Origin of the sequence: Colwellia sp. MT41, from assembly GCF_001444365.1 — a bacterium.
Classification (GTDB): domain Bacteria; phylum Pseudomonadota; class Gammaproteobacteria; order Enterobacterales; family Alteromonadaceae; genus Colwellia; species Colwellia marinimaniae.
In genome coordinates this window covers 1,472,223-1,499,186 of sequence record NZ_CP013145.1, presented here as the reverse complement: position 1 = coordinate 1,499,186, position 26,964 = coordinate 1,472,223, and the positions used below count along the sequence as shown (strand labels likewise).

At 38.7% G+C, this 26,964-nt stretch carries 26 protein-coding genes and 4 tRNA genes; 11 read left to right on the top strand and 19 right to left on the bottom strand.

Annotated features, from left to right (window positions below):
• Window positions 1-110: 110 nt before the first annotated feature.
• Genes uup through rlmKL form a run of 3 tightly spaced genes read right to left on the bottom strand, consistent with a single transcriptional unit; the run spans window position 111 to window position 4,502 of the window.
• Window positions 111-2,033: an ATP-binding cassette ATPase Uup gene (uup, locus tag CMT41_RS06370; protein WP_057180458.1), complete on the bottom strand. Its 1,923-nt coding sequence runs from the start codon at window positions 2,031-2,033 to the stop codon at window positions 111-113.
• Window positions 2,034-2,079: 46 nt separating this feature from the next.
• The gene (locus tag CMT41_RS06365) at window positions 2,080-2,343 is read right to left on the bottom strand and encodes a glutaredoxin family protein (RefSeq protein WP_057180457.1); all 264 of its coding nucleotides are present in this window, start codon (window positions 2,341-2,343) and stop codon (window positions 2,080-2,082) included.
• A gap of 8 nt (window positions 2,344-2,351) precedes the next feature.
• Window positions 2,352-4,502, bottom strand: coding sequence for a bifunctional 23S rRNA (guanine(2069)-N(7))-methyltransferase RlmK/23S rRNA (guanine(2445)-N(2))-methyltransferase RlmL (gene rlmKL / locus CMT41_RS06360; protein WP_058026661.1), 2,151 nt, complete (start codon window positions 4,500-4,502; stop codon window positions 2,352-2,354).
• A gap of 477 nt (window positions 4,503-4,979) precedes the next feature.
• On the opposite strand from rlmKL, the gene CMT41_RS06355 reads away from it, so the two are divergent.
• The 4 genes from CMT41_RS06355 to CMT41_RS06340 all read left to right on the top strand — a co-directional run bounded on the left by CMT41_RS06355 (window position 4,980) and on the right by CMT41_RS06340 (window position 5,587).
• Window positions 4,980-5,056: transfer RNA gene (locus CMT41_RS06355), tRNA-Met, on the top strand.
• A 79-nt stretch (window positions 5,057-5,135) separates the two neighbouring features.
• Window positions 5,136-5,212: transfer RNA gene (locus CMT41_RS06350), tRNA-Met, on the top strand.
• A 62-nt stretch (window positions 5,213-5,274) separates the two neighbouring features.
• Window positions 5,275-5,351, top strand: a tRNA-Met gene (locus CMT41_RS06345).
• Between the two features lie 159 nt (window positions 5,352-5,510).
• Window positions 5,511-5,587, top strand: a tRNA-Met gene (locus CMT41_RS06340).
• A 197-nt stretch (window positions 5,588-5,784) separates the two neighbouring features.
• Here CMT41_RS06340 and CMT41_RS06335 read toward each other — a convergent pair.
• The 3 genes from CMT41_RS06335 to CMT41_RS06325 form a co-directional block, all read right to left on the bottom strand.
• Window positions 5,785-6,774, bottom strand: a complete 990-nt coding sequence (locus CMT41_RS06335; RefSeq protein WP_057180454.1) for a zinc-binding dehydrogenase — start codon at window positions 6,772-6,774, stop codon at window positions 5,785-5,787.
• 129 nt (window positions 6,775-6,903) lie between these two features.
• Window positions 6,904-7,260: a HopJ type III effector protein gene (locus tag CMT41_RS06330; RefSeq protein ID WP_058028161.1), complete on the bottom strand. Its 357-nt coding sequence runs from the start codon at window positions 7,258-7,260 to the stop codon at window positions 6,904-6,906.
• A gap of 20 nt (window positions 7,261-7,280) precedes the next feature.
• Window positions 7,281-7,541, bottom strand: coding sequence for a DUF2999 family protein (locus CMT41_RS06325; protein WP_057180452.1), 261 nt, complete (start codon window positions 7,539-7,541; stop codon window positions 7,281-7,283).
• An 813-nt stretch (window positions 7,542-8,354) separates the two neighbouring features.
• Between CMT41_RS06325 and CMT41_RS06320 the strand changes: the two genes are divergently transcribed.
• From CMT41_RS06320 to CMT41_RS06310, 3 genes are all read left to right on the top strand, one after another.
• Window positions 8,355-8,927 carry a M48 metallopeptidase family protein gene (locus CMT41_RS06320; protein WP_057180450.1) on the top strand — a complete coding sequence of 191 codons (573 nt, stop codon included), beginning with the start codon at window positions 8,355-8,357 and terminating at the stop codon, window positions 8,925-8,927.
• 82 nt (window positions 8,928-9,009) lie between these two features.
• Complete coding sequence (locus CMT41_RS06315; protein ID WP_198149791.1) at window positions 9,010-9,855, top strand: substrate-binding periplasmic protein; 846 nt, start codon at window positions 9,010-9,012, stop codon at window positions 9,853-9,855.
• Window positions 9,856-9,975: 120 nt separating this feature from the next.
• Window positions 9,976-10,173: a hypothetical protein gene (locus CMT41_RS06310; RefSeq protein WP_057180446.1), complete on the top strand. Its 198-nt coding sequence runs from the start codon at window positions 9,976-9,978 to the stop codon at window positions 10,171-10,173.
• Between the two features lie 111 nt (window positions 10,174-10,284).
• Here the strand turns inward: CMT41_RS06310 and CMT41_RS06305 are convergent, their stop codons facing one another.
• From CMT41_RS06305 to CMT41_RS06280, 6 genes are all read right to left on the bottom strand, one after another.
• Window positions 10,285-11,004 (bottom strand): response regulator, encoded by a 720-nt coding sequence (locus tag CMT41_RS06305; protein WP_082606458.1) that lies wholly within the window; start codon window positions 11,002-11,004, stop codon window positions 10,285-10,287.
• 56 nt (window positions 11,005-11,060) lie between these two features.
• A complete protein-coding gene (locus tag CMT41_RS06300; protein WP_058026659.1) occupies window positions 11,061-12,659 on the bottom strand; it encodes an ATP-binding protein in 1,599 nt (532 codons plus the stop codon).
• Window positions 12,660-12,787: 128 nt separating this feature from the next.
• The gene (locus CMT41_RS06295; protein WP_057180443.1) at window positions 12,788-14,320 is read right to left on the bottom strand and encodes a tripartite tricarboxylate transporter permease; all 1,533 of its coding nucleotides are present in this window, start codon (window positions 14,318-14,320) and stop codon (window positions 12,788-12,790) included.
• Between the two features lie 4 nt (window positions 14,321-14,324).
• Window positions 14,325-14,807 carry a tripartite tricarboxylate transporter TctB family protein gene (locus tag CMT41_RS06290; protein WP_057180442.1) on the bottom strand — a complete coding sequence of 161 codons (483 nt, stop codon included), beginning with the start codon at window positions 14,805-14,807 and terminating at the stop codon, window positions 14,325-14,327.
• A gap of 83 nt (window positions 14,808-14,890) precedes the next feature.
• The gene (locus CMT41_RS06285; RefSeq protein WP_057180441.1) at window positions 14,891-15,874 is read right to left on the bottom strand and encodes a tripartite tricarboxylate transporter substrate binding protein; all 984 of its coding nucleotides are present in this window, start codon (window positions 15,872-15,874) and stop codon (window positions 14,891-14,893) included.
• Between the two features lie 82 nt (window positions 15,875-15,956).
• Window positions 15,957-17,210 (bottom strand): OprO/OprP family phosphate-selective porin, encoded by a 1,254-nt coding sequence (locus CMT41_RS06280; RefSeq protein ID WP_058028160.1) that lies wholly within the window; start codon window positions 17,208-17,210, stop codon window positions 15,957-15,959.
• 474 nt (window positions 17,211-17,684) lie between these two features.
• Here CMT41_RS06280 and CMT41_RS19345 point away from each other — a divergent pair, with 474 nt between their 5' ends.
• On the top strand, window positions 17,685-17,855 hold the full coding sequence (locus CMT41_RS19345) for a hypothetical protein (protein WP_197410260.1): 171 nt from the start codon (window positions 17,685-17,687) through the stop codon (window positions 17,853-17,855).
• 140 nt (window positions 17,856-17,995) lie between these two features.
• Here CMT41_RS19345 and CMT41_RS19340 read toward each other — a convergent pair whose 3' ends face one another.
• Entirely contained in the window at window positions 17,996-18,163 is a 168-nt protein-coding gene (locus tag CMT41_RS19340; RefSeq protein WP_197410259.1) for a hypothetical protein, read from the bottom strand.
• 385 nt (window positions 18,164-18,548) lie between these two features.
• Window positions 18,549-19,466 (bottom strand): universal stress protein, encoded by a 918-nt coding sequence (locus tag CMT41_RS06275; RefSeq protein ID WP_058026658.1) that lies wholly within the window; start codon window positions 19,464-19,466, stop codon window positions 18,549-18,551.
• A gap of 564 nt (window positions 19,467-20,030) precedes the next feature.
• On the opposite strand from CMT41_RS06275, the gene CMT41_RS06270 reads away from it, so the two are divergent.
• Together CMT41_RS06270 and CMT41_RS06265 are read left to right on the top strand one after the other, a co-directional pair.
• Complete coding sequence (locus CMT41_RS06270) at window positions 20,031-20,756, top strand: DUF3108 domain-containing protein (protein ID WP_232300062.1); 726 nt, start codon at window positions 20,031-20,033, stop codon at window positions 20,754-20,756.
• Between the two features lie 192 nt (window positions 20,757-20,948).
• On the top strand, window positions 20,949-22,166 hold the full coding sequence (locus CMT41_RS06265; RefSeq protein WP_058026656.1) for an HD-GYP domain-containing protein: 1,218 nt from the start codon (window positions 20,949-20,951) through the stop codon (window positions 22,164-22,166).
• 202 nt (window positions 22,167-22,368) lie between these two features.
• Here the strand turns inward: CMT41_RS06265 and CMT41_RS06260 are convergent, their stop codons facing one another.
• From CMT41_RS06260 to CMT41_RS06245, 4 genes are all read right to left on the bottom strand, one after another.
• Window positions 22,369-22,671 carry an antibiotic biosynthesis monooxygenase family protein gene (locus tag CMT41_RS06260; protein ID WP_057180436.1) on the bottom strand — a complete coding sequence of 101 codons (303 nt, stop codon included), beginning with the start codon at window positions 22,669-22,671 and terminating at the stop codon, window positions 22,369-22,371.
• 190 nt (window positions 22,672-22,861) lie between these two features.
• Window positions 22,862-23,335, bottom strand: a complete 474-nt coding sequence (locus CMT41_RS06255; RefSeq protein ID WP_088568972.1) for a hypothetical protein — start codon at window positions 23,333-23,335, stop codon at window positions 22,862-22,864.
• Window positions 23,336-23,359: 24 nt separating this feature from the next.
• A complete protein-coding gene (locus CMT41_RS06250) occupies window positions 23,360-24,043 on the bottom strand; it encodes a 2OG-Fe(II) oxygenase (protein ID WP_058026655.1) in 684 nt (227 codons plus the stop codon).
• A gap of 118 nt (window positions 24,044-24,161) precedes the next feature.
• On the bottom strand, window positions 24,162-24,665 hold the full coding sequence (locus CMT41_RS06245; RefSeq protein WP_057180433.1) for a regulatory protein RecX: 504 nt from the start codon (window positions 24,663-24,665) through the stop codon (window positions 24,162-24,164).
• Window positions 24,666-24,894: 229 nt separating this feature from the next.
• Here CMT41_RS06245 and CMT41_RS18565 point away from each other — a divergent pair, with 229 nt between their 5' ends.
• Entirely contained in the window at window positions 24,895-25,290 is a 396-nt protein-coding gene (locus tag CMT41_RS18565) for an MATE family efflux transporter (protein ID WP_083494225.1), read from the top strand.
• A gap of 440 nt (window positions 25,291-25,730) precedes the next feature.
• Here CMT41_RS18565 and CMT41_RS06230 read toward each other — a convergent pair whose 3' ends face one another.
• Entirely contained in the window at window positions 25,731-26,918 is a 1,188-nt protein-coding gene (locus tag CMT41_RS06230; RefSeq protein ID WP_058026652.1) for a hypothetical protein, read from the bottom strand.
• Window positions 26,919-26,964 lie beyond the last annotated feature (46 nt).

Genomic DNA, 26,964 nt, shown 5'->3' with positions numbered 1-26,964 from the left:
TAACTCTTTTTGGTTGTTCTATTTAACTCACCTTAACTTATATAAGTTAAGGTGAGTTAAAATCTAAAATTTAAGGCGTGCCCTAAAGAAAATTAATGACCTATTGTTGATTACTGCTCATCAAGCTCTTGCCATCTGGCATAGACAATCTCAAGGTTTGACTCACAATCGTTCAGCTGGTTCAAAACTTTTTTCGTTATATCGTCATCTTGACTAAAAAAGTCAGCGTCATTCACTTGTGCTTGCAATGAATCAATCAAGTTTTCTATTTCATCAATTTTTTCAGGCAAAGTTTCCAGTTCACGGGCATCTTTAAAGGAGAGTTTTTTCTTAGCAACCTCGACTTGCGACGAACTTTGTTCTTGCTTACTTTTATCATCTACTGATTTTGTTTTTTGTTGCGCGCCATCGGCCATATTTTGGCGTTGTTTTTCTTTTAAAGCGAGATAACTATCAACATCATCATAACCACCGACAATCTGATTTACCTGTCCGGTACCATCAAAATACAAGCAGGTATTGACACAGTTATTAACAAAATCACGATCATGGCTCACTAAAATAACGGTTCCCGCATAATTTGCCACAACTTCTTCAAGTAGCTCTAAGGTTTCAATATCAAGGTCGTTGGTTGGCTCATCGAGAATAAGTAAGTTACTTGGACGCAAAAATAAGCGCGCAAGTAATAGTCTATTCTTCTCTCCACCCGATAAGGCACGAACTGGTGTCCGAGCACGTTTAGGACTAAATAAGAAGTCTTGTAAATAACCCAATACATGGCGAGATTTACCGTTCACCATAACCTCTTGTTTACCTTCGCCGACAATTTCTTGCACGGTTAGGTTTAAATCAAGAGCTTCTCTATGCTGATCAAAATAAGCGATCTCTAAATTAACACCCGAGCGCATTTTACCACTGGTTGCCGCTTGCTGTTCCATGATGAGTTTAATTAAGGTTGATTTACCCGTACCGTTAGCGCCTATTAACGCTAACCTGTCATTACGAGAAATAAGTAAATTAAGGTTTTTAATAACAACGTTATCACCAAAGGCTACTGTTACGTCTTCAGCTTCAAAGACCAACTTGCCCGAGCGATCACCATGAGTAACATTCATGGTACTTTGATTACGCACCTCTCGACGTGCGGTACGTTCGTTACGTAGCTTCTCTAAAGAGCGTACTCGACCTTCATTACGAGTACGACGGGCTTTAACGCCTTGACGTATCCACACTTCTTCTTCAGCTAGTTTTTTATCAAATAACGCATTTTGTTGCATTTCTACTTGTAAGTCATGCTGCTTTTGTTCGATATATAAATCATAATCACCTGGGTAGCTTTTCAATTTACCGCGATCAAGATCTAAAATACGGGTAGATAAACCACGAATAAACGCCCGGTCATGGCTAATAAAGATGATAGTGCCGCCGAAGTCTTTTAGGAACTTCTCCAGCCATAATACACTTTCAATATCCAAGTGGTTGGTAGGTTCATCCAGTAATAAAATATCAGGGTTAATTACTAAGGCTTTAGCCAAGGCAACTTTACGTAACCAACCACCCGATAAATCGCAAATCCTTGCATCTGGATCTAACGATAGCGTGCTCATGGCTTGCTCAATACGTTGTTCATCTTGCCAAGCATTTGCTTGTTCAAGACTTTCTTGCACACTGGCTAGCTTGTTAAGGTTTTTTTCACTGGGATCTTCGCCAATCAAATGAATTATGGCGTGATAACGGCGGAGGAGTTCGGCATTTTCTTTTACCCCCTCAGCGACAAAATCAAAGACACTGATTTCAGATGATTCTGGCGGATCTTGCTGCAACATAGACATTTGCATGGTGCTAGACTTTAATATTTGACCATCATCTAGATTTTGAAAGCCCATTAATATTTTCATTAAAGTAGACTTACCCGCACCATTGCGACCCACTAAACAAATACGTTCACCGGTTTGTATACTTAATTCTGCTTTATCTAATATTTTATCTTCGCCAAAGGCTAGTTCACCATTGGCTATTCTTAATAATTCCATAATTCTTCTTAACTTTTAATAAGTTCTAATAACTTGCTAATAATTGCTACAGGCTTAATTGTTCAACTTGTGCTTGGGTAAAAGGCCAAAACAACTTAATATTTTTACTGCTGTCTTGCGCTAACTTTTCGAGTACGGGAATATGTACCCCATACAACTCGACCAGGGTTTGCGTTTCATGAGCAACACTATCTTGTTCGATAATATCAATTTCTGTTAGCTGCTCTCTGGGCAGTACCGCCAAACAGAGAGCCAAAGCTTGCTCACATAAATGACAACCTTCGCTGCCATATAAATTATATTTATTCATAATTACTACTAGGTTTTTTTTCTAGTAATAGACCAGCTATTATGAATATGTTTATTACGGGCAAAATCTTTATCACGAGTAACATCTGACATCGCTTGTGCCGTTAAGCCCAGTGTATCTAACGCATCAAAGTCAATTTTAAAATTGCGCTTGTTATTTGTGAAAAATATTTCGCCACCTCTATTGAGAGCCTTCAGTGCATCGGTTAATAAGGCGATATGATCTCGTTGCACATCAAAGCTATCTTCCATACGTTTTGAATTCGAAAACGTTGGTGGATCGATAAAAATCACATCAAACTTGTTGGTATTCTTTTTCAACCAATCTAAACAGTCGGCTTGAATAAATTGATATTTGTGACCGCTCAACTTATTCAAAGCAAAGTTATCTTGCGCCCAGTTAAGATAGGTATTTGACATATCAACTGTGGTAACCGACAAAGCACCATGCATTGCTGCTTGCACTGAAACCGAGCCGGTATAGGCAAATAAGTTCAGCAATGTCTTACCTTGAGATTTTTTGGCGATAATTTGCCGTGTTTTTCGATGATCTAAAAATAACCCCGTATCAAGGTAATCCCATAAGTTAATTTTAAACTGAGCACCATGTTCAGTAATAATGATCGATTGTTTCGATTTATTTAGCCGTTGATATTGATTACTACCCTTTTGCTTAGATCGGGTTTTTAAAACCACTTTATCGGTTGGAATACCCAAAACCTTAGGCGCCCAATAAATCACTTCTTGTAGACGCTTCTTAGCTTTTTGTTCTTCAATGGTTTTTGGCGCAGCATATTCTTGAATCACCAAGTACTCACCATAAATATCTATAGCAACATTATATTCAGGAATATCACCGTCATATAAGCGGTAAGCTTCAATGTCATTGGATTTTAACCAGCCCTTTAAATTTTTACGGTTCTTCTTAAGACGGTTAGCAAAAGCGCTATCTTGCTCGGCAAAGTCAGATTGCGGGTTAACCGCATCTTTGGCCATTTGTCTTTCATCAACATTATATAAGGCTAATTGACAATCTAACGGGCCATTTTTGAACTTGTAACGTTTAAAGCTCGACAATTTTAACATAGAGAGCAAGTCGACATTTGCCGTTAATATTGCCACACGCCAATCCATAAACTGCGTTTTAAGTTTTTGACCAAATAAGACAAAATTTTCTACTAGCTCAGGTAATTCACCTATACGTTCGCCATAAGGCGGGTTAAATAACACAGTACCCGGCCCGCCAAAGGTGTTATTCATGTCGTTAGTATTTTTACAAGAGAACTCTATATATTGTTGTAAATGCGCATTACGGGCATTTTGTTGTGCCGTTTTTAATACCCGTGCATCAATATCGATACCAAAGACTTTAACGTTTTTAAGCGTAGCGAGTGATTGTTCCGAGCTTGCTATGGCTTGCGCTAATTGCTCTTCCCAGATGTCATTATCATGGGTTAACCAAGATTCAAAGCCCCATGACGATCTATTAAGTGCCGGTGCTTGCTTAGCAGCCATTGCAACAGCTTCAATTAGAATTGTGCCTGAGCCACACATAGGATCAACTAATGGCTTGCTGGTATCAGCTAACCAACCCGAGCGTATTATAAGGGCAGCAGCTAGGTTTTCTTTTAACGGTGCCGCGCCACTATGTTCACGATAGCCTCGTTGGAATAAACCTCGACCAGAAAAATCAAGATATATGTGAATGTGGTCTCTTAATAGCCGAGCTTGGAAACTAATTTGTGGGGATTTTTTATCGACATTTGGACGCTCAAAACCTTGCTCTCTAAATTGATCAACTATCGCATCTTTAATCGTTAAACCGCCAAACTGGCTATTTCGAATTTCTTCACTGTAACCCACAAAGTCAATGGCAAAGGTAGTTGTTGAGTCAAAAATATCTGGCCAATGAATACTACTGGCCGCTTTGAATAATTCATCTTTGTCTTTCGCTTCACCGTCTCCCAGTTTAAGCATGATACGGGTAGCAAGGCGCGTCCAAAGAGATATTTTATATCCCAAGGCTAAAGAAGCTTGAAAATAAACGCCTTCCGGTTTTTGTACAACGCGATCGGCGCCGAGGTTTATTATTTCATCGAACAGTAAAACTTCAATACCTGGAGAGGTTAAAGCTAAAAATTGGTGCATGGATTCTTTCATGGTGCATTTCCGGAGTAAACAGCAGAGTAAACTATGGGCGCGATTATATACACAAACACAAAGCACATAAACAAAAGTTAACCTTAACTAGCTTAAACCGCCTGTTTTTTACTCGTAACGCATAACATTCAACCGAACAGTATTATTTTAATAAAAGCGCTTGCTTTATCGATGCGCTATCCTTACTATACGCCTCGCTTTCAGGGAGTAACCTCTCTAAAAGAAACTTCTCGCAATAAGAAGTAAAATATTGTGGCTTGTTTAAGTGTCGCTAGCAATAGTAATACTTAAACCATTCGGACACGGGATGGAGCAGCCTAAAAGTTCAACCTCGTCGGGCTGTTCATTATAAATAGCCGAAGGTCGTCAAGTTTTTTTTAAAAATCTGGCTTCCGCAACCAATTCTCTGATAATAGAATTAAAGCAATTATTGGCTTGTTTAACGTACCTAGAAATAGTGCACTTAAACCATTCGGACGCGGGATGGAGCAGCCTGGTAGCTCGTCGGGCTCATAACCCGAAGGTCGTCAGTTCAAATCTGGCTCCCGCAACCAACTTCACTCAAGTATAAAGAGTAATTCTTAAGTTTGAATTAAAACAACTTGGCTTCCTACTTAACGTATGTCATTCGGACGCGGGATGGAGCAGCCTGGTAGCTCGTCGGGCTCATAACCCGAAGGTCGTCAGTTCAAATCTGGCTCCCGCAACCAATTCTTTTATAACAGAATTAAAACGTTATAGGCTTTCTTGATTTTACATCAAGTCATTCGGACGCGGGATGGAGCAGCCTGGTAGCTCGTCGGGCTCATAACCCGAAGGTCGTCAGTTCAAATCTGGCTCCCGCAACCAATTCATATATATCCTTAATATTTGACTCCAAGAATAAGGTCGTCAGTTCCCTCTTCATAAGATAAGGGCTCCAACAACCAACTTTACTCAAGTATAAAGAGTAATTCTTAAGTTTGAATTAAAACGACTTGGCTTCCTACTTAACGTAGGTCATTCGGACGCGGGATGGAGCAGCCTGGTAGCTCGTCGGGCTCATAACCCGAAGGTCGTCAGTTCAAATCTGGCTCCCGCAACCAATTCATATATATCCTTAGTATTTGACTCCAAGAATAAGGTCGTCAGTTCCCTCTTCATAAGATAAGGGCTCCAGCAACCAATTCATATATATCCTTAGTATTTACTCCAAGCATAAGCTCGTCGGGCTGTATTCTCTATCAACATAAATAACTAGCCGAAAGTCGTCATTGTCTTATCACATATTTATTAATTCTGCCTAAGTAACAAGTAAGATTAATTTACCTATATTTTCATTATTAGCCATTTTTTCATGAGCCTGCTCTGCTTGTTGCCAAGGATAAACCGAATCGATTACTGGCTTGATTCGTCCATTGACCAGCTCAGGGTAAAAGTCGCTAATGAAACTAGTAACTAAATTGGCTTTATAATCATCACTGCGGTTTCTTAACGTTGAAGCAGACAGCGTTAACCGTTTTGCCAACAGCTTCGCGATATCAAGTTGCGAGCAATATCGCCCGCCCAGCATTGATAAAATAACGATATGACCATCTAACGCGGCAACATTGATGTTTTTAGCGACATACTCACCCGCAACCACATCAATGATAACGTCAAAACCTGATGGCATATTCGCTTTAGCGTAACCAACAAAATCAGTTTTTTGGTAGTTTATCGCTACATCGGCACCAAGGGTTAAACATGCTTGTACTTTTAACTCACTGCCAACAGTTACCGTGACATGGCATTGTTTCGCTTTCGCAAGTTGAATAGCCGCGCTGCCGACACCACTAGCTCCTGCATGAATAAGTACCTTGCTGTTAGACCTGAGCTTAGCAATAGTAAATAAGCTTTGATAGGCGGTTAGAAATACTTCCGCACAGGCCGCGCCTTGTTCATAGCTGAACATTTGAGGTAAAGTGAACAGTTGTGCTGCCTTAACTTTAACGTACTCGGCATAACCACCACCGGCAACTAACGCAAACACCTTATCGCCAGCTTGCCATGGTTTACCGATATGATTTACGCCCGTGTGCTCACCACATTGAACAATTTCACCCGAAACTTCTAAACCAAGAATTAAGGAATCTCCCGCAGGCGGCGGATACTTACCCGCACGCTGCAATAAATCCGCCCGATTAACACCAATAGCCTTAACCTTTAGCAAACATTCATCTGCCGCTATTTCAGGCAAAGAAGTTTTACTCAGTAGTAATGATTGTTGGTTATCGACCTGGATATATTTCAACGGTACTTCTCTTTAGGTAAGGTTAATCACTAGGAATTTCGGGGGCAGTTAAACGCAGCGCGTAAGGTAGCACTTAAGCGCTTCGGTTAACGTAAAGGACACTAACTACATAGGGCTTAGAGATTTTAACTACTGGACTTTTACTACAGCAGTCAGTGCAGCAGAGTTAAAGTTAACCTTACTCCAACCACTTTTAATAAAATTACGAATATTACTGTGATCATTGCCCTGAGGGTTTTGTAAAACGTCCTCATGATAATAACGGCCAAAACACGCCAATGTTTGTTGCTCTGTTAATTCATTTAATCTGGCAAAGTAAAAGATCTTACAAGAGCCTTCATTAGTGCCGGTTTCATTAAGCAAATCACCATTACTAAAGCCTACTGGCGTATAGCTGTAGTTTTCAGCAATTACTTGCATCACTTGCTCAAAGGTAACTTCATCTGAATTTAAGCTTAATTGGCTAAGTAAGTGTGCCAAGGTCATGTTTTGCTGTGCGCTAGCCACTAAGCATCACCAGCTTTTAATTTAGCTTTTGCTTCCTCAACTTTAGAGAAGTCTAAACCTAGTTCATTAACAGCCTGTTCAATAAGTCCCGGATCTGCCATCACTAAACTCATAATGGCTTGTAGTTTTTCTGGTGGAATAGCAAGTTGACCAATAAATGCCATGGCCATCATAGGGTTTTCTGTCAGCGCCTGAAACAACTCGCTAATTTTGTCATCACTGATATTTAGTTCTTTTAAAATTTGAATAATTGGATTCATTTAACAATCTCGTATTAGGACATAATAAAATACCGAACTTAAGTTCTGTATTCATTTGGGGCTATGTTAACAAATATAACGCATTGATAAAGACTAAAGAGCACTTATCAAAAAATTGCTTGTTAGTTATTATCTATTTCATTTTTTCTGTAGAATTCGCATTGGCTTTTAAACCTTGTCGGTAATTTTCTTTGGCGAGCTTTTGTAAACCTGCAACTTGATCGCTTTCATCGACAATTTCTCGCCCAAGAAAAGTTTCGATGGCATCTTCAAGTGTTACCGCGCCAGCGGTTTGAGCAAAGTGATCCTCTACGATAAAATATGCTCATGCCTTTTGATAAAGAGATCAAGAAGGTTTAAAACAGGCAAGCTTTCTGACACTCTGCCAATCGGCTTGCTGATACACTCAAGACTGTCATCCCCTTCCCCTGTCTTTCACTTTCATACAAATTCGCTTTAATAATTACGCCACTTATATTATCAATAGCACCATCATAAACAGGAAGACGGGTAACAACAGCTTTATTTTTATGGCTAACAAAGCGAGTCAATCATGATGACAGCCAAACAAGTGGATAAACTAACATCACTAAAAAAGCAATAAGGATTTTTCTCTCCAAAAAGTCGAATGGCCTGAGCAGAAACACTGGCAACGGTCGATTAATAAAGCCAACATCCGCTGAGAAAACTCATTAGTTACACTCTTAGTAAAGAAAAAGTATAATAGCGTGGCACCGACCCAGGTTAAATTAAAAACCCCTTGAGTTAATGCTAAATCTCAACGCTAACCTTGCTAACTATCTATGAAAAATTATGCCCTCAAAATTTAAACCTCTTGTATTGGAGCGACCCACATTGAAGTATTTATCTGCCTACTCTGCACAAGTACAAACACAAGTTATGCAGATGCTTGAGCAAAAGAAATTAGCGCAATACCTATTAACTAAATACCCAAATACTCATCAGATAAGTAATGACAAAGCTTTACGCACTTATGTAATGACATTCAAAAACCAATATTTGAAAAAAACAGCGCCTTTAAGCCAAATCAAATACGATGATAAAATTCATATTATCAATAATGCCTTAGGCCTACACAGCTATGTGTCACGCGTACAAGGTAATAAACTTAAAAGTAAACATGAAATCCGCATTGGTAGTCTATTTAAAAAAGCGCCAGAAGATTTTTTAGCTATGATCGTTGTTCATGAATTAGCTCACTTAAAGGAAAAGGAGCATAACAAAGCGTTTTATAAGTTATGCCAAAGCATGCTGCCTGATTATCACCAATTAGAATTAGACCTGCGCATTTACCTCACCCACTTAGACGAATTAGCTAGCATTTCCGCTGAACAAACCCACATTATTAGCGAACAGCTTATCTAGGGTGAGAGTGATGACCAACAAAGGCTCTTTCACCCGCTATACTTAAGATTTAGCTAATCCAAAGGCTCATCTTGTTATGGGTATGAAGTCGATAACTCTATGTTTACTGTTACTGTCCAGCAGTGGTTTTACCGAGCCAGTGCAAATTGACCTTCGCCACCGCCCCCCCGAAATGTCGATAGTTGATAATAAATATTATGGCCCTTTAATCGATATTATTAAGCTTTTACTCCTTGATGCTAACCTAGAGCCACAATGGTTAGTAATACCTTGGCCAAGAACCTTACTCAGAGCTAAATTGGGTCAGGTCGATATCATTCCCCGCCACTCAATGACTGCGGAAAGAGAGCGGTATTTATTACCTATGTTGTTAGGCTACGAACAACGAAGTATTCATTACTTACTAGCGCCTACTATCAAAAACATAGCACGGTATCACTCGCCCAAACAGTTTGGCCATTTAATTTTTGGTTTGTTACGAGGGTCATATTACGGACCTTATATTGACAAGTTCAATACCAAGGTCAGTACCAAGGTCAGTACCATTTATGCACATGATATTAATCAATTGATGTCATTATTATTGACGGGCCGTATAGATGTAATGCCAATCCAAAAGCTAAGTTGGGCTGAAGCGGCTTACCAACAAGTCAGGCATTTACATACCGGGCTACATTATCAAATAGCAGAGTTTAAGGAGTCCTTTGTCAGTGCTAAATACATCAGTATTCCTAAAGATTCCCCCTTAGCGGCTAGATTCCATCAACTCAATTGTAAATTATTTAAGCTGCGTAATGCCGGGACCATTGATAGCATTTACCAAGAGTATGGCATTACGCCCTACCTTCAAATCTTTGAAAATAAAGAAAGCCAGCAGCAACTATCTTCTTGTTTAAAACCCCATGCAGAGCAACAAGCTACCCCGTAACCAAAATGAACTTTATTCAGCTAAAGTTCATTATGGCGAAATTATTTACTTCAATTGAGATTCCCCACATGATATTCCTGAGTGAGTAGCAGAACTTATGATTACTAAGGAATATTAACCATGATTAAGAATAGCGATACATCAACCCAAGCTTCAATGCAGGCAGTGGCGATAAGTACTAAACAAGTAGAGTCTAGTGATGACTTACCAATGACGGATAAGAGTGAGCAAAATAAAGCCACGTTATCAGCAGATAAGGTAGCAAAAATGCAGCAAGTTGACTTAGATAGCCCAAGCTTTATTCTGGGCTATAACTAGTTCAGCGGTGCAAATGATGTGGATTGATATGAAAAAAACATCTTAGCCGTACGGAGCATTCGTTGCTCTATTTCCTTAGCGGCTATTTCAACTACTTTTATTTCAATAGGTTTATGTTAATAGGTAATGACGCTCAGGTCGTCCGACTGTGCCATATTCAATATCGGCGATAATATCATTACAGCTTAACAAGTACTCTAAATAGCGCCTTGCTGTGGTACGGCTAGTGCCAATACATTCAGACATAGACTCAGCGGTATAAGCAGTAGCAGCATTATCACTTAACACAGTACGAATTTTATCTAGCGTTAACGAGTCAATTCCCTTAGGTAATGATGCTTGCTCATTGATGATTATTGCTGGTTTTGACTGACTAATTAACTTGCCCTTATTATGAAATAATTCATCAAGATCATCTTGTTCAAAGGGCTGATCAGTACTTAAACGCTCACGGTATTGCAAATAACGTTTTAGTGTTAACTTTAACCGAGAAAAGGCTAATGGTTTTAAAATATAATCAAAGGCTCCGTATGACATAGCCTCTTGAATCACTTCGCTATCTTTGGCTGCTGTTAACATAACAATACTGATATCTGCGGCACTTAAGTCTTGCCTGACATATTTTAATACGTCCAAGCCATTACTATCTACTAAGCTGACATCAAGAAAAATAAGTTCCGGCTTAAAGCTGTCAAGTAGGTCTTTTGCCTCAGCGGTATTTTGCGCGATACCAATGACCTCAAAGCCCTCTTCATTATTAATAGTCTTCGAGATGATGTTAGCAATACGCATATCATCTTCAACAATCAGTACACTGTTTGTTTTTATCACCTAATTCACTCCTGTTCGATAGCTACTTTTAGTTATTATTATTCGTTTTTATTGGGCTATTTAGGTATATAAACCGTCATAATTGTGCCACCTGTTTTTGCCCGGGTTATGGCTAAAGTACCGTCCACTTGATCTAAGCAATTTTTAACTAAAAACATACCTATGCCGTGACCCATGGCATGTTTTGTAGTTTGACCAAAGGTAAAAATATCTTTAATAGCAGCATCACTCATCCCGACGCCAGAGTCTTCGATTTCAAAGATGATATCTTCACCCATATCGGTAAACGATAATGTCACCTGAGCCGGTTGCGCTTTATTACTACTGGCGGCATCAAAGGCATTTTCCAGTATATTACCGAGTATAGTCACCAATTTTGAGCGTGGTAGCTTACTCGGTACTTGCAGCAAACTGCTTTCATGATCAATAATTAGCTCAATTTTTCGTTCCTTAGCTACATCATATTTACCCAGAATAAGCCCGGCGATTATCGGGTCTGGCACAATGCGCATTAAAAAGGCAATTATCTCCTGATAACCTGAATTTTCCACCATAATCAAGTCTAAAGCATCTTCATAAGAGCCAATTTGAATAAGACCCCCTATGGTATTTAATTTGTTCGAATATTCATGGGTCTGAACTCTTAACATGGTGGAGAACTGTTTTACTTGCGACAGCTTCTCACTTAAATCAACCAGGTCATCTTTACGGCGAAAGGAAACAACCACGCCGTGTTGTTTATCACCAATCATTAAAGGCGTTTTTGTTAATATTATCGTTCCAGCTTCAATATCAACTTCTACATCTCGCCATATTCGGGAAGAGTTACTGGCAAAAATAAACTGGTAATCGGGTAAGAGGTCATGTACCGCGGAGCCAATTAAGTTCTGCTCGGTAATATTGGCTAAAATCTCAATCGCGATGGGGTTGCAACTGGTAATGATACCTTGTTCATTAATAACCACCACACCTTCAAGAATTGATTCGAGTACCGCTTTTCGTTCACTATAAACCCGTGAAATTTCCTCGGGCTCTAAGCCAAATATTTCATCACGATAACGTTTAGCAATATACAAAACCAAACAACAACCGGCGATCAAGGTAATACCAAAAACCCATAAGAAAGTATCACGATAATTACTAATACTGAGCATCATACCGTGCTCTAAATAACCGACCGAAACCAAGCCGATGATGGTACCGTCGTCTAATACAATGGGCGTTTTCCCACGAATAGATACCCCTAATGAGCCCTCGGCTTTGGAAATATAGGACTGTCCGAACCTAAGTGCTCTAATATTATCGCCACCTATCATGGCATGGTTTATTTTGTTCGGATCAGGGTGAGAATATCGAATACCCTGACTATCGCCAACAACAATAAAAGAAGCGGCTATAGCTTGGCGAATGGGTTCTACATAGGATTGAATAGGTTGGCTTTTTTTATCGAGCAGCGCTTGCTGAATAATAGGGTTTTTAGCCAACGTTTGTGCCACGGCAAGTGCTTTTTCACCGAGTTGCTGTTCAAACTCTTGCTCAAGATAGGAAACGCTGAACATACCCAAAAAAATGATCTGTAACATAACCAATAATACCGACACTAAGGCTAACTTGTTATGCAAGCCCAATTTTTTTAACTTATTGGCGATTTTCATCGGTGTTTCTTTTAAATAGGCACATAATAGCATCCATCGATAGTACTTTAAATATAGTTTATACTGATACGCGTAGCAGTATACCATTGCTGCGCGTATCAGCTTTACACATGTTAAAACTAATTCATTTAAATTTCAGCCACCTTCTCTTGGCTAGTTGAGCTACGACCGTTTCTCAGGGTCGAGATAACGGGCATAAGTAACACTAAGGCCGTTAGCGTTAATATACCAAGGGTAATAGGTCTATCCCATAAGAAAGAGATTGAACCATCATATAAGGTTAATGAACGACGTAGATTTTGCTCTAACATACCACCTAAAATGAAACCAAGGATCAACGGAGACATACTAAAGTTCAATAAACGTAAACCAATGGCTATTACGGCAAAACCGGCCATCATAAAGATATCAAAGGCATTAAATGATACTAAATAAACACCAATCAGTGAGAAGAACAGAATTAACACGGTTAATAATTGCTTAGGTAAGGTCAATGCTTTAGCAATATAAGGAATCAAGGGTAAGTTGATAAACAATAAGACGACGTTGCCAATATACATAGAAACAATGACTGACCAAAACACTTCTGGGTTATCAACAAATAAGCGTGGACCTGGCTCAATGCCATAGGACATTAACGCACCTAACATTACCGCGGTAGTACCAGAGCCTGGAATACCTAAGGTAAGTAAAGGCACAAATGAGCCACTACAAGCAGCATTATTTGCGGTTTCAGGAGCGGCTAGGCCACGTAAACTGCCTTTACCAAATTTTAGTTTCTCTTTCGCTGAAGCTAAGTGTCGTTCCATACCATAAGCAAGAAATGAAGCTATCGTAGCACCGGCACCGGGTAACACACCAACAAAGAAGCCTAACACTGATGACCTAGCAACGGTAGGCGCCATCTCTTTTATTTCAGCTCGAGTGAGTTTTAAGCTACCTACTTCTGTAGTAACCGAAGCAATACCTAACTTTTTATCTCTATTATTACTGATGATAGAGAGTAATGCCTCTGACAAAGCAAACATAGACATAGCTATTAATAAGAAACTAATACCATCAAGTAAGTCAATTTGACCAAAGGTAAAGCGCTCTACGCCAGAAGCTTGATCCGTACCAACCGTTGATAACATTAAACCAAATAAGGTCATCATGATTGATTTAAGGAAGCTACCTTTATTAGAAAAAGCCGCAATAGCAGTTAAACCCAATAATAATAAGGCAAAATAGTCCGGCGATTGAAAGCTTAAAGAAACTTTCGCTAACATAGGTGCTGCCACAAGTAAAAAGACGGCGGCAATAGTGCCACCACTAAATGAAGCATAAGCGGCAATAGCAAGCGCCTTGCCTGCTTGACCTTTACAAGCCATAGGGTAGCCATCAAATGATGTCGCTACTGTGCCCGCAACACCTGGCGCATTAATCAAAATAGATGAGGTAGAACCACCAAAAATAGCACCGTAATAAACACCTGCCATTAAGATCATACCCGATGAAGGGTCAATACCATACGTAATAGGAATCATTAAGGCAATGGCAGTGATAGGCCCTAAGCCCGGCAACATACCAATAAAAGTGCCAACAAAACAGCCAAAAATAACAAACATTATGTTTTGCATTGACATCGCGGTTTGAAAACCGATAATTAAGCCGTCTAACATAGTATTATCCCCAAAGGTCGCCGGGTGATAAATAAATCCCCAGCAGTTGCGTCATAATTGCCCAAAAGACAATGACAACGGGTACGGAGGCAAGAAAAAGTCGTTTTTTACTTCGCTCACCCAGTATAAGAAAACCAAATATAAGAAAAGAAATGGTTGATAAAATAAAGCCAAACTGCTCTAAGGTTGCGCCGTAATACACCATTAACCCAATAAGACTTGCTACCTGAAGCCAGCTTTTCTTGTCAAAATCATCGACTGTTTTCTCTGTGTCATTAGTCGTGCGACTATCGTTAAGAATAGACATGATAATGGCTAAAACTGAGACTAGAATCCCTAATAATGCGTAGAGTTTAGGCATGGTTTGTGATGTAAAGACATCATATTCTTCACCTGGATATAAAGGAATTTGGTAGGCATGGTAGCCATAACTGACGCTAAAAATAAAAAATATTAATGCGCCAATGACATTTTTACTGATTTTCATAATTCACCTCAAACTGCATTACCCGGCTAAACCGATAAAACCGAATAATACAGCAGTCAACTAAAACGTTATTGCAACAAACGTTACTTCAAAAAGCCTAATTCACGCATTAGTACACCCAGATCTTTTTCTTGCTGCTCTAAGAAGGCATAGAACTCACTGTCTGGGTTGTACATATTAACCCAGCCGTTACGCTCTTGGATTTCGGTCCACTCAGGTGTCTCTTGTACATCACCCAATAACTTTGCATAAGCGGCAACTTTTTCATCAGACATTGTAGGTGCCGCAAAAAAACCACGCCAGTTGGCAAAGACTACGTTATAGCCCATTTCAGTTAAGGTCGGGGTATCAGGTAATACCTTCAGGCGCTCTTTTGAAGTAATAGCGAGTATGCGCACATCACCACTTTTTGCCATGGTAAGTGCTTCACCAACACCAGTAGAAAGAATGGCTGTCTCACCTGAAAGTAAAGCGGCCATGGCTTTACCACCGCCATCATAGGCAACATAAACTAATTTACGTGGTTTTGCGCGACCGGCTTTAATTGCCATGGCCGCGACTAGATGATCTAAGCTGCCACGTGATGAACCACCAGAGAACTTCACTTTACGAGGGTTTTGCTTAAAATCAGCTAATACATCGCGCCAATCATAGTATTTAGAATCTTTACGTACCACAAAGGCACCAAAGTCAGCAATAGTACCGGCAACAGGCTTAAGATCACGGAATGATTGCGGGAAAACACCACTTAATGAACGCACGACAATGGGGGTAGAACTCACCATCAAGGTGTTTTTTTGTTTTTCTGCGGTTTCAATCATATAAGCGATGGCTTTACCACCGCCTCCGCCAGACATGTTTTGATAAGAGGCATTTTCTAGCTTCCCCGATTTCATCAAGGCTTCGCCGGTACCACGAGCCGTACCATCCCAACCGCCACCAGGGCCACCTGGAATAAGAAAATGTATCTTTGTGATATCTATTTTTTCGTTCGCCACTACTGAAGTTGACACAAATGAAAGAAGACCAATAGCCATTGAGGCTAAGGTAAGTTGTTTAATATTCATATTGAATCCTAAAATTTTTAATTAAGGTTAACTTGCACTTATTGCTAAGCCCAAATAATCATTTTCTGGTAAACAAGTACCGCTAAAATAAGTACTGCACACGAGCGGTCAAGGCTTTACCATCAGTGATCTCGCCAACTAAATCTGCAGCGCCAGGGCCAGAAACATCAGAGAGCAAGTAATTGACCATGAATTTTATTTTTTTATTGAGGTAATAAGTAGTACCCAAGGTCAGCACTTCTGTCTCAGTACCTTGGTTATTTGATGTGGCATCAAATTGACTAATACGGGCAAATACTTCCCAAGCGCCACTGTCGGCAATAGGTGTTGGTGAATTGAAAACACCACGTTTCTTATATACTCTATGCTCACCCGTTAAGAAGTAACTGGCGGTAACATAATAACCATCGTAGCTGCTGTCATTAATACTCTCAACGGCATCGACATCTCGCACGGCATATTCCGCCTGAATAGACAAAGGTCCGTAAACTCCAGCAAACTCCAAGCCAAATTGAGTCATGTTATCTACCGCAAAAGTATCACCACCGGCGGCATAGTTAACCAAACGAACATTGGTATTACGCACTTCACCACGAGCGAATTTGGCACTCAGTTTATCACCACCCATGTCACGTTGTGATCCCCAAACACCAAAGTGTAAGGTTTCACCTTTATTATGAATTGGTGACCAAGTAAAACGACCGGTCAATGACAAATTAAGATCGCCATTTTCATCTTGTCCGTTAGTACCAAAACTGCCACCTTTGTATGCGCCAACAGCATAACGAAGACCTGTGCTTTTAAAGTATTGATATGCAGAAGCACCATATTTAAAATAAGGTGACATTACGTTAGCCAACATAGGTCGAGAAATAGCAGTAATGTGTTTACTACTCGTTAACGCTTCTAAACTGATATCTTCACGAATTTTACCTAACTTTATGGTTGGGCCATTTTCAAAACCCTTATAACGTAAGCGAGCTAAAGTAATTTCACCTTTGTCTTCAGAAAAATCAAGCAATAGCTTGTAATCCCAATTATCGACCTGACCTTGAACATAAGTTCGAACACGACGCGGGAAAAGGTCTGAACCTGTTTTACCATTATTATCCGCATTATAGGCACCATCAAAACGGTTATAGTCCAGTTGGAATCGGCCTCCTATTTTAAAAGATTTGTTACCATCATTGCTTTTAATCTTAACACCACCGCCTTGGGTTTTAACTTTGGGCGCTTGTTTGATTTCTGCTACCGCTATGCTTAGTTCTGCAATTTGTTGTTGAAGTTTTTTTACTTCAGTACTTTCATTCGCTTGTGCAACCATAGGTAATGCCATAGCCACCGCTAGCGCTACACTTACACTAGCGATTCTACTTTTCGGGGTGAAAAGTACCTTTGTCTTTTGATGTTTATCTCTCATGAACTTAAATCCTTCTATTTGTTGTAATATAATTTTTATAAAGGTTTACAAGTACAATACCAAGCACATGCCATTCAAAATTGGCATCAGCCCCAACATTGGAAGGCTATATTTAAAGGATGAGTCGTTAAAAATATACAATGAGCAACTAAATAACTTTAAGAGCATAAAAACAGTTAACAACATAAAGTTCATGGGTGTTGGTATTTATGTTTAACATAAAAATAATCGCTAAATAGCAAGCACTTAAACAGTATAGAAGATAAATGTCTCAATTAGCCTGAGGGGCATAAGGTCAAAATCGATGGCACGGAAGTTTTTAGCTTAAACCTCGACAGCTACTTTATATAGATTACAATAACGGCACTTTCGCTTAGCTAAACAATCAAAATGTCTGAAACTAAAATCAAGTTTGAACTAGAAAAAGAAAACAAAAACAGTGTTCGTTATAAAGAAATCCCCAAAGATGGCATGCCACCCATTTTAGGCACTATTTATGTACAAAAATGGTATGCGGGTAATAGTAAGTATCTAGAAGTGACGGTTACTAAGGTAGATTAACGCCTGGTGTTATCGCTCAGCCAATCTACCTTTAGCAAGAAAAAAAGACCTTAAAACGAAAAAACCAGAATACCTTATTAAGGTAACTCTGGTTTTTTGTATAAACCGTCGGTTTTACTGACGGTTTTGATTTATGCTAGTTATGCTTGATATAACATAGCTAGAAAATCTTTAGACTCATTCACTTTGGTAAATTTAAACAATTGCGAGCCCGCTTGGTCTTTAACAACAACATTGAATTTGTTGATTGAAATAGACTTTACTGGTGTTGTAATGGCATAAACCTTACCTTGATAAGTATAAGACATAATATAACTCCTTTATAACGCTCCGTATAAAAAAGGGTGAACTTCTTTATGCTGAGAGGTATGATTGCGTAGAAACGCAATATTAAAAAGCTCTATAGCTGTACAGTGTAAAACGAAAATAATACCATGAATTGACCGAAATAAATTCGGAATTTCATACAGCAAAAAGCTTTAATTAAATAACTTTTATAAGGTGTTGGCTGACTGTGAAAGGGAAAGACAAAACACGAAAAATCACTGAGGATTAACGTTATTTAGCCGAGGATTGCTAAACAACAAGGCAAATCTACAATACTTCGTTGAAAAAGTAAACATTTATTTTTAAGTAGTTTAAAAAAGTGTCATTGCCGACTAAGTGACTAGGGCAATGACAACGAGTCTTGTTTTAACCCTTTATCGATAAAATATCACAACCGACATTATCGAGTATTTTTTCTACGGTATTGCCAATAAATTTACCGTTATTAGCCATGCCCATCACTAATAAGTCCACCTGCTGCGTTTTAACCAACTCAGGTAATTCAAACTCGGCAGAGCCAGCAACAAGATGAGTCGACTTTTCATCAAAGGCATAGTCACTCAGTAATTCATTAAAAGCTACTTGGTGATGATGCTTAATTGCATCGCTATACTCATGAAAATCACCATTCATTAAACTATGATCCATACCCACAGAGCTCATGCCTTGCCATAGTTCTACTCCTATTGGCTGATAGCAATGACAAATAAGGGGTTTCCCGTCAAATAGCTCAGCCATGACCAAGCCAGCTTGGATGATTTCAGCATCTAATTTTTCGGTTTTATTGTGACTTCTTTCCGGATCAACCGCCGCCATAACCCTACGGTACGAATAGTCGCTAATATTTTTAGTTAATAATAAAGGCACTGGGCAATGTTCCAGTAACTGCCAATCACAAGGAGTAAAAAATATTTTATTGATTATTGAGTTTTGCTTGGTTGACTTAACCACCAGTGACACGCCATTACTTGCTACCTGAGCCAACACGGCACAACTAACATCAGCATGCCAAACAACAGCCATGCTAACGTCTATATCATATAATTTAACCTCAGGTAAATACGTTTCTAACCAACGTAATTTAGAGGCTATGTATTCTTTTTGCAAAGCCGCTAATTGCGATTGATTAAAGTTCCAATGACTAACAAACTCACTATTATAGGCGACTAAAAAAAGCTCGATACTTGCTGAGGTTTTCTTCGCTATATTAATAGCTTGCACTAATGCGGCTTGGTGATCAGAACTAGAGTCCATAACCACCAAAATTTTGTCAATTGATTTCATAATTTTCTCCTAAGTATCAAGCACCTAAATAAAAGTGCTTTAATAAACATCCCTATTAACTTAGACAATAACCTTAATAATTCCCCTTACTTTAAAAATTAGTTGAACTGACAACTTTTAGCAACCTATACCGACTAAACTAGCCAAAAAATTGCGCTAACTAAACAAAAAGACCAACGTTATTACCAAAAATAGCATGAATAAAGCGTGGCACCTTTTGCTTATGCTCGCTAGCAAATGTCCTTATTATTTATCTAACGTTTATGCTAGTTATTACCAAAACAATTAAATACAATTGACGACATCATCATCTTGTATAACTAACATGTATAACTAAACATCAGTTTAATGGCGCTTGGATAAAGTGTTGGCAATTTTTTAAGTGTGGTTTACCTGTTAGCTTTTGCTACTTTAAAATAAGCTATTGGCTTACTATTGTGGTAAATATTGCTGTGCCACGGCTAACCAACATACCTCTAACAGACCATGGTGATTGAATTGAGCGGATTAACCTTTTTTACTAAGCATGTATTAACACTGTTAACAGTATTTAGCTGTAGCTTGATGGTATTTATAGTAAAAGCACAAACGCTTGTGCCTAGCACGTTAACCGCAGAACAGTTTAGCGAACTTCATCAATGTGATAAAAAGTTTGCCTATGATATTTATTTTATGGGGAAAAATGTTGGCTATTTACATCGCACGATACAATGGCATAAGAACTCATCCTCGGCTCAGGCAGTAGTAAGCTCTTACGGCGAGGTAAGTTTCCTTTGGCTTGACTCTACTTACCAGCAAAAAAGTACTATGCAATACTCGCCTCAGTATCAGCACTTTTTAACCACTAGTTTTTCACAACAACTAACCGGTATTAAAGCCAGAGTAATGAAAGCGGAAATGTCGGCTAATGGCCTTTCATCAAGGGTGACATTAAATACTGAGGTTTCTCACTACCAACAAAACAATGAAGACCAGCCCTTATATGATCTAGATACCTTAGGGGCACAAATACGACTCAATTTAATCCAAGGAAAAACACACTTTACCTTATTTCGCCAAGCAAGTAGTAAGGTTGAACGTTATAAATTTGAAGTTGTTGGCTTGGACGTTATTCACCATCAGCAATGGGGACCGATAACCACTATCAAAGTGGTTGAGGTTGGTGAGCATACCGATATCGTTTTATGGTTTTCGGCTAAACATGACCATCAACTGATAAAAGCGCAACTTGATATGATATTTTCTCCCGTTGTCTGGTTATCTTATTTTAGTAAACAATGTAAACAGTGAACGCTTATATTCTAAGTCCAAGACTTCTTAAACTTCATTTTACCTAAATCAAGCATATTAATTTGCTACACCATTAAAGTTGTCAACTATGCCTCTGGTTAATAATAGGTACTTTGGCTATGATTACTAAACGCATATGCTGTGGATTTTATCGTTTACTTTTCCTAAGTACAAATTTATGAGCAACATCTTATGAACAAAAAACCTGAGTCCTCAGTACAGAAAATAACAGTCCATCAGCTTGAGCCTGGCATGTATGTTTTGTCTGTTCGTACTAAAGGTAAAACTGTCAGCGTAAAATCTGAAGGCTATGTAAGTTCTAAAGAAAGTATCCTAAAACTGATTAAAGCTGGCATTACTCACTTAACTATAGATGCCAACCGGCAAAAACAAGTAGATAAAATCATGCCTGAAGTTAAGGAAAAAGAAACGCCAAACGAGTCAAAAAAAACCAGTAAGGGTATTTCATTAGATCAGGAAATGGCCAAGGCCAGTAAACTGTATGCTGACGCAAAAAAATTACAACATAAAATGCTGAGTAGCCTTACCGAACACAAAACCATTAATGTAGTAGAAGCAAAGGAGTCTACCGATGCCATCGTCGACTCCATCTTTCGAAATCAAGATGCCTTAGCTTGCATGACACGACTACGTATAAAAGATGAGTATTTAGTAGAACATTCTCTCAATGTTGCCATTTTAATGACTTTATTTGCTAAACATTTAGCCTTTGACCGTGAAATTATTGAACAACTGGCACTCGGGGCATTTTTACATGATATCGGTAAGGTATTAGTCCCGCCAGAAATATTAAACAAACCCGGAAAACTCACTGCCCAAGAATTTACCGTGATGAAAAGCCATGTTGACCTAGGCATGGAAGTGCTAAAGGAGAGTTCAGAGTTGTCTGAACTTATCATAGAAGTAGTGCAACAACATCATGAACGTCTCGATGGTAAAGGCTATCCTAAACAGCTAAATGACCAACAAATCACCCAATATGGCCGTATGATAGCTATTGTCGATAGCTATGATGCTATGACGGCAGAGCGAGTTTATAAGGCCGGTATGCATCCAATCAAAGCCTTTAATCTTTTAATGAAAGATGCGCCAAATAGTTATGATAATGTTCTAGTTGAACAATTTGTCAACTGCCTTGGCATCTACCCAATAGGAACATTAGTAAAACTTACCAGTGGTAAACTGGGCCTGATAAGTCGCTTAAATAAAAGTAAGCCTTTACTACCCTTTGTCCGAGTGTTTTATAACACTCGGCTTAATCAAGCCATTGCCATGGAAGAACTAGATCTTAGCCAGACTAAGTATAAAGATCAGATTGATTGCTGTATCAAACCTGACGAATTCAATATTAATTTACTCAGTTTTTTCAAGGCGGCTTTTTATAATTAATTCACTCATAGCTGATAACACCCTGCCCGACGAGGTAAGTGAATCGTCCAAAGTTCGCCTTCAGGGTAAATAAATATTAAATTTATCTCGCAATATATTGATAATTCTCTCTTCAGAGTTAAGAACTATTTATTGCCCTGAGCAACACCTATCCGTTAAAGGGTAAACTTGTTGTGCATAAGTAATTATTTTACGCCGATTTTTATTGAGTAGAAATAACTACTTGGTGTTTTTCCATAACAGGTTTACCGGTAAAAGCTTCTCTTGGTAAAGGATTTTGATGCGCCAGTTTAAAATCGTCACTGTTAATCCATTCTTTAAAAACGTTTTCATCCTGCCAATGAGTAAGTACTACATAGGGGGCATCAGCACTTAATGGTTTTAATATTTGCATGGAGACAAAGCCTGGCTGCTTATCAATTTCTCCAGCACGCTTGCGGAAACGATTTTCAAACTCATCTTGCCATTCTTCTGCTACTGGGATGCGATTTGCCACTATAAACATATTATTTCCTTTTCAAGTATCACACGTAAATTCATATCGTCATTTCCGTGTTGAGGGTTAAAAATTAAAAGCAAAGTTGTAACGATTTTTCGTTTAACCATAGATCAAAGCGGTAAATAGGCAAGTCATAGACACCTAATATTCTTATAGTAGCTTAAAAATTCTTAGCGAATTAATAAAGCTTAGATAACTACAAACCGACTGTTCTAATTAAAAAATAAGATGGCCAAATTTCTCGAACTTGAGCTTGCCAATTAGGCTCAACGCGGCCATCAGCCGATTGTAAAAGCCAATATCTAGCCCATTTACGCACCGTTTTTCCTGACTTGTTTAACTTTAGCGGCGAAAATCGACGTTGATAACAATTACCTTCATACTCAACAATAGCATTACTTTTGGCGCTCTTATGTAAGCTATCTAAGGCTGTAGTTATTAACTCAACCTCTGATAATGGCAATATTTTTTGTCTTTTTAAACACGCTAATATCGCTGCCTTCTCAATACTGACCTGCATATAATCATCTAGGTATGGGGTATAAACCATTCCTGTTAAACCATAAATAGAGGCAAGCTCTCTATCTGCTAATGCTTTTAAAGGAATTATTTTTTCATTAATCTCATTTAATTCACTGAGTAAATGAAGCTTATTTTGCAATTTAGACAAAGGATACTTTCCCATAAAATAACATTAACTTACTGGGTCAATATTATTGGCAATACTGTTATTTAAGCGAAACCAGCCGGCAATAGCATATCGGTCTCGCCTAGCGGGTAATACTTCATGAGGAAATTCTTCACTTAAAAATACCACAACCGTACCAAAAGTAGGTGTTACGCTAATATGATTGTTATCACCAACGGGAGAATCGGGCGAACTCTCATCATAAATAACTAACTCGCCGCCATCATCTGCAGACCAATTTTGATTAAGATACACCACAATAGATAACACACGGTTACCTTCACCTTTAAAAGCGTCTTTGTGCTTCTTATAAAAATCGCCTTTAGCGTAATGAGAAAAATGGCTTTCAAAAGAGAATAAACCAAGAAACAAGTGGCTATTTAAATAAGCTTGTAGTGACTCAGACCATTTTATCCAAGAGCAACCTGCTTCGCTGTTGCTGGTGATCCAGCTAATTTCGTCTGTACGAATAAGATCGTCAATAATATGGTCTTTGCTGCGACCAATACCTGCACGTTTAAAGTCGTCATCTGACAGTTTGCTAATATGTTGTAATAACAGCTCACTTAAATTTTTAGGCAAAGCATGAGGGTGAATACTGTAACCCTTTTCAACAATGTCATTGGCTATTAATTCAAACAGTGATTTGTCACCACCAGAATGAGTTGTTTGGGCTTGGCTCAACGACATGCTTTCTTAGCAGGTAAAACTAACATTTAATTGATAATCTAATAAAGCGGAATATAGCTCATAATAACACTTTTCCGGCACATTAGCGTGGGCTTTTGTTATCAAAAACTGTGCGGAACTAGTCTTCGTTAGATGAATAGCTGACCGCTTTATTGGCGATTGAATATGAAAATCCTTTAGATATCAAATGCCGTAACGCTTTCTGTTTTAGCTTTATATCGTCAATGGGCTCGTCACCAAATTTTCTTGTTTTTAGGATTAGTGCTTTATCAAAATACTCTTCCTCGGTTGTTGCTATGGCACTAACGCACTCATTAATTGTTTGCGATGATAATCCTTTTGCATACAGTTTCTCTTTTATTTTATTAGGGCCTATTTTTTTCTCTGATAAACTAAGCGTTAAACGTTCCGCGTAGCGAAGATCATCGACAATTCCTCGCTCTATTAGATAATCTAGTGCCGGTTCATTGAATTGTGTATCGGCCTTAAACAGTAAATTAGCCTTTTGCAGCAATGTTTTAGCTGAGTAAGCACCATACCGCTCGATCAGCCACTGCATATAAGATAAGACGCGTTTATAAGAAATATCTTCAGGCTCGATATTTTTCTTTTTGTTATACATGGTAATGTTAATCCTATTGCTATTGCTGCCACAAAGCCCTTGCTATTACGACAGTTTAGTCGCCCTATCAGTGATATTAGCTTTACCCTTATTTCTTGTTATATATTGCATAAAAAAGTAAAACTTAGTTGGCCTTCAGTCAAAGCATTTAAAACTCAATGTAACCAACCTAAACTAACCAGCTTTCTAGTTATTGGCCAACAGTTGATTACCCCCCTTAAGTTTAGCGATATTAACGATAATTGCCACTAGTTATAATCACACTTATGTCGCCGCATTTGCGTTAATCTTCAAACTCGAAGCCATAATTTTGTTAATCCCTATGGCGTTAACAACATCAATGCCAGCAATAATTGGCTTTAATTACTGGACAGGTCATCACGATAGAGTAAAACAGGCATACCGATATATGTTTGCCACTGTGCTAATCGCACAACTTGTTATTGCCCTAGTGTTAAACTACACAGTTGATTTTTGGGCAAACTCATTATGTCAACACGATAGCGTAACCATACACTTAAAACATTATCTTACCTGGTTACCTTGGGGTTATATTGGCGCAGGCTGCGTCATTGTTTATCAATCAACATTGAACGCCAAAGATCCATCAACGCCAGTGTATTAGCTATCATATACCGTCTATTACTGCTAATACCCTTACATGGTTGGGATTCAGTGATGGTGAATACTCACTTTACCCTGCGTTAATGCTAGGGCATTTATTTGCTGGAGTATCTGTGCTGTATTTGTTTAGAAAAGCCAGCATTATCAAAATAAGGACAATTCCAATAAAAGAACAGCTTGCTACTTATAGCAAACGGATTAATTAAGTAGCCAAGTTAGAGCTGTATTAGCGAGATTGGTGGCGAACTACCTTGTGCTTACTGACTCAGTTGAATAGATCAAATGTGAATTAAGTTAATTATATTTGCTTCTGAGTAGAATGATGTTTACTGAAAGCACCTAAAGGGCAGTAAGCCCCTAAGTTAATTCGAATGAGTGAAGTAAAGAATGAAAATTAACTTAGCGAGATAAAAATTCTTTATCCCGCTGTTAAATGGCAATCTAGCCAAAGATGGCTCGCATTAAACCAATTACGTGTTCTACATCCTTACCGGCTTTAACTTGTTTAAGAATGGTATCTCGATTGGTTTGAACATAGTCAGGTATACCCTCTTGTGCCAGTGCTTGCTCAACCACTTCTTCATGCGTTAATTTAACACGACTTCGACGAGTTGACTTGTAGGTACTTTTAACACTATTTAATTTTTTGTCACGAATGCGAAGGTAATTAGAGCCAAAGGCAAAGTCTTCATCGGCAAACATAAATAAGTCGACTAATACGGCACGAACTTGCCAAAGTTTGGCTTCACGTTCATCTTCAGGCTCTATTTGATGCCACCAGGCAAAAGTCCTCAATGTACCAATCATATCTCGCCAATAACTGTCAAAATCAAAAGCATTAAACTTGGCTATCGATAACCCTTGGCAAAGCACATCTATTTTTGCATTTGTTAAGGCAATAAATTGATCCGGACGCTTCATGGCTAATAAACGAGTCGCCGGTGCTAATGGCGCCTTTTCACCGCTTTTCTTTTCAACGGTGTAACGGGTGAATATTTTTTTGTAGGCACTGACAAATTTTTGATACTGCTTGGGTGTGACATCACCAGACTCTGGAATATGACTTAATGCTAGATCAAAGCTTTCAGGTTGCTGGGCTAATAAAGTATGAAACACTTTAGCGCCTTTGGTTGAAGCAAACCATTCAACATCAAAATTAAATTGGGTGTGACAATGCTGATTAGTATGTTTACCGGCAAAGGCAAGACGCTCTAGCTCAGTCATTTCGGTTAAACTTTTTACTTTTATCAGTTGAATATAATCAAGTAAAGCTAACCGTTCTTCTAGTGCATGTAAACTGGCTTGCTGTTCGATAAAAGCAGTGAATATTGGCCAGGGCGCAATACGTGCCATTTTAAACTGGCTAACACTTGCACCTAATACAAGTACTTGCTCTAGCTTTTTTAGAATGGGTAGTTGCTGTTCTTCAAGCAGATTCATATTTATACGGTTACGACAGACATCAATTAATTCTGTACACCAACCAAGAAAATCTTCCGGTCTATTTTCCACTTTGACAGCAGTAAGGTTTAAACTTAATTCAGTAACATGCTTTAAAGCATTTTGGTACGAAGCATTTTCGGCATCACTTAGTGCCATTTTCACAGGGGAAGATAAAAACTTTCTCATTTACGAATACAACTCCAGAAATTAGATCAGCATAAATTGACGAAAA

Excerpts from the sequence above, each read along its gene's own strand:
- CMT41_RS06250 (WP_058026655.1), bottom strand. The coding sequence starts at position 24,043 with ATGTCGTTGAGCCAAGCCCAAACAACTCATTCTGGTGGTGACAAATCA.
- CMT41_RS06295 (WP_057180443.1), bottom strand. The coding sequence starts at position 14,320 with ATGTTAGACGGCTTAATTATCGGTTTTCAAACCGCGATGTCAATGCAA.
- CMT41_RS06325 (WP_057180452.1), bottom strand. The coding sequence starts at position 7,541 with ATGAATCCAATTATTCAAATTTTAAAAGAACTAAATATCAGTGATGAC.
- CMT41_RS19345 (WP_197410260.1), top strand. The coding sequence starts at position 17,685 with ATGTCTGAAACTAAAATCAAGTTTGAACTAGAAAAAGAAAACAAAAAC.
- CMT41_RS06315 (WP_198149791.1), top strand. The coding sequence starts at position 9,010 with ATGAAGTCGATAACTCTATGTTTACTGTTACTGTCCAGCAGTGGTTTT.
- CMT41_RS06320 (WP_057180450.1), top strand. The coding sequence starts at position 8,355 with ATGCCCTCAAAATTTAAACCTCTTGTATTGGAGCGACCCACATTGAAG.
- CMT41_RS06275 (WP_058026658.1), bottom strand. The coding sequence starts at position 19,466 with ATGAAATCAATTGACAAAATTTTGGTGGTTATGGACTCTAGTTCTGAT.
- CMT41_RS06365 (WP_057180457.1), bottom strand. The coding sequence starts at position 2,343 with ATGAATAAATATAATTTATATGGCAGCGAAGGTTGTCATTTATGTGAG.
- CMT41_RS06300 (WP_058026659.1), bottom strand. The coding sequence starts at position 12,659 with ATGAAAATCGCCAATAAGTTAAAAAAATTGGGCTTGCATAACAAGTTA.
- CMT41_RS06230 (WP_058026652.1), bottom strand. The coding sequence starts at position 26,918 with ATGAGAAAGTTTTTATCTTCCCCTGTGAAAATGGCACTAAGTGATGCC.
- CMT41_RS06260 (WP_057180436.1), bottom strand. The coding sequence starts at position 22,671 with ATGTTTATAGTGGCAAATCGCATCCCAGTAGCAGAAGAATGGCAAGAT.
- rlmKL (WP_058026661.1), bottom strand. The coding sequence starts at position 4,502 with ATGAAAGAATCCATGCACCAATTTTTAGCTTTAACCTCTCCAGGTATT.
- CMT41_RS06245 (WP_057180433.1), bottom strand. The coding sequence starts at position 24,665 with ATGTATAACAAAAAGAAAAATATCGAGCCTGAAGATATTTCTTATAAA.
- CMT41_RS19340 (WP_197410259.1), bottom strand. The coding sequence starts at position 18,163 with ATGTCTTATACTTATCAAGGTAAGGTTTATGCCATTACAACACCAGTA.
- CMT41_RS06285 (WP_057180441.1), bottom strand. The coding sequence starts at position 15,874 with ATGAATATTAAACAACTTACCTTAGCCTCAATGGCTATTGGTCTTCTT.
- CMT41_RS06330 (WP_058028161.1), bottom strand. The coding sequence starts at position 7,260 with ATGACCTTGGCACACTTACTTAGCCAATTAAGCTTAAATTCAGATGAA.
- CMT41_RS06270 (WP_232300062.1), top strand. The coding sequence starts at position 20,031 with ATGGTATTTATAGTAAAAGCACAAACGCTTGTGCCTAGCACGTTAACC.
- uup (WP_057180458.1), bottom strand. The coding sequence starts at position 2,033 with ATGGAATTATTAAGAATAGCCAATGGTGAACTAGCCTTTGGCGAAGAT.
- CMT41_RS06310 (WP_057180446.1), top strand. The coding sequence starts at position 9,976 with ATGATTAAGAATAGCGATACATCAACCCAAGCTTCAATGCAGGCAGTG.
- CMT41_RS06280 (WP_058028160.1), bottom strand. The coding sequence starts at position 17,210 with ATGGCATTACCTATGGTTGCACAAGCGAATGAAAGTACTGAAGTAAAA.
- CMT41_RS06265 (WP_058026656.1), top strand. The coding sequence starts at position 20,949 with ATGAACAAAAAACCTGAGTCCTCAGTACAGAAAATAACAGTCCATCAG.
- CMT41_RS06290 (WP_057180442.1), bottom strand. The coding sequence starts at position 14,807 with ATGAAAATCAGTAAAAATGTCATTGGCGCATTAATATTTTTTATTTTT.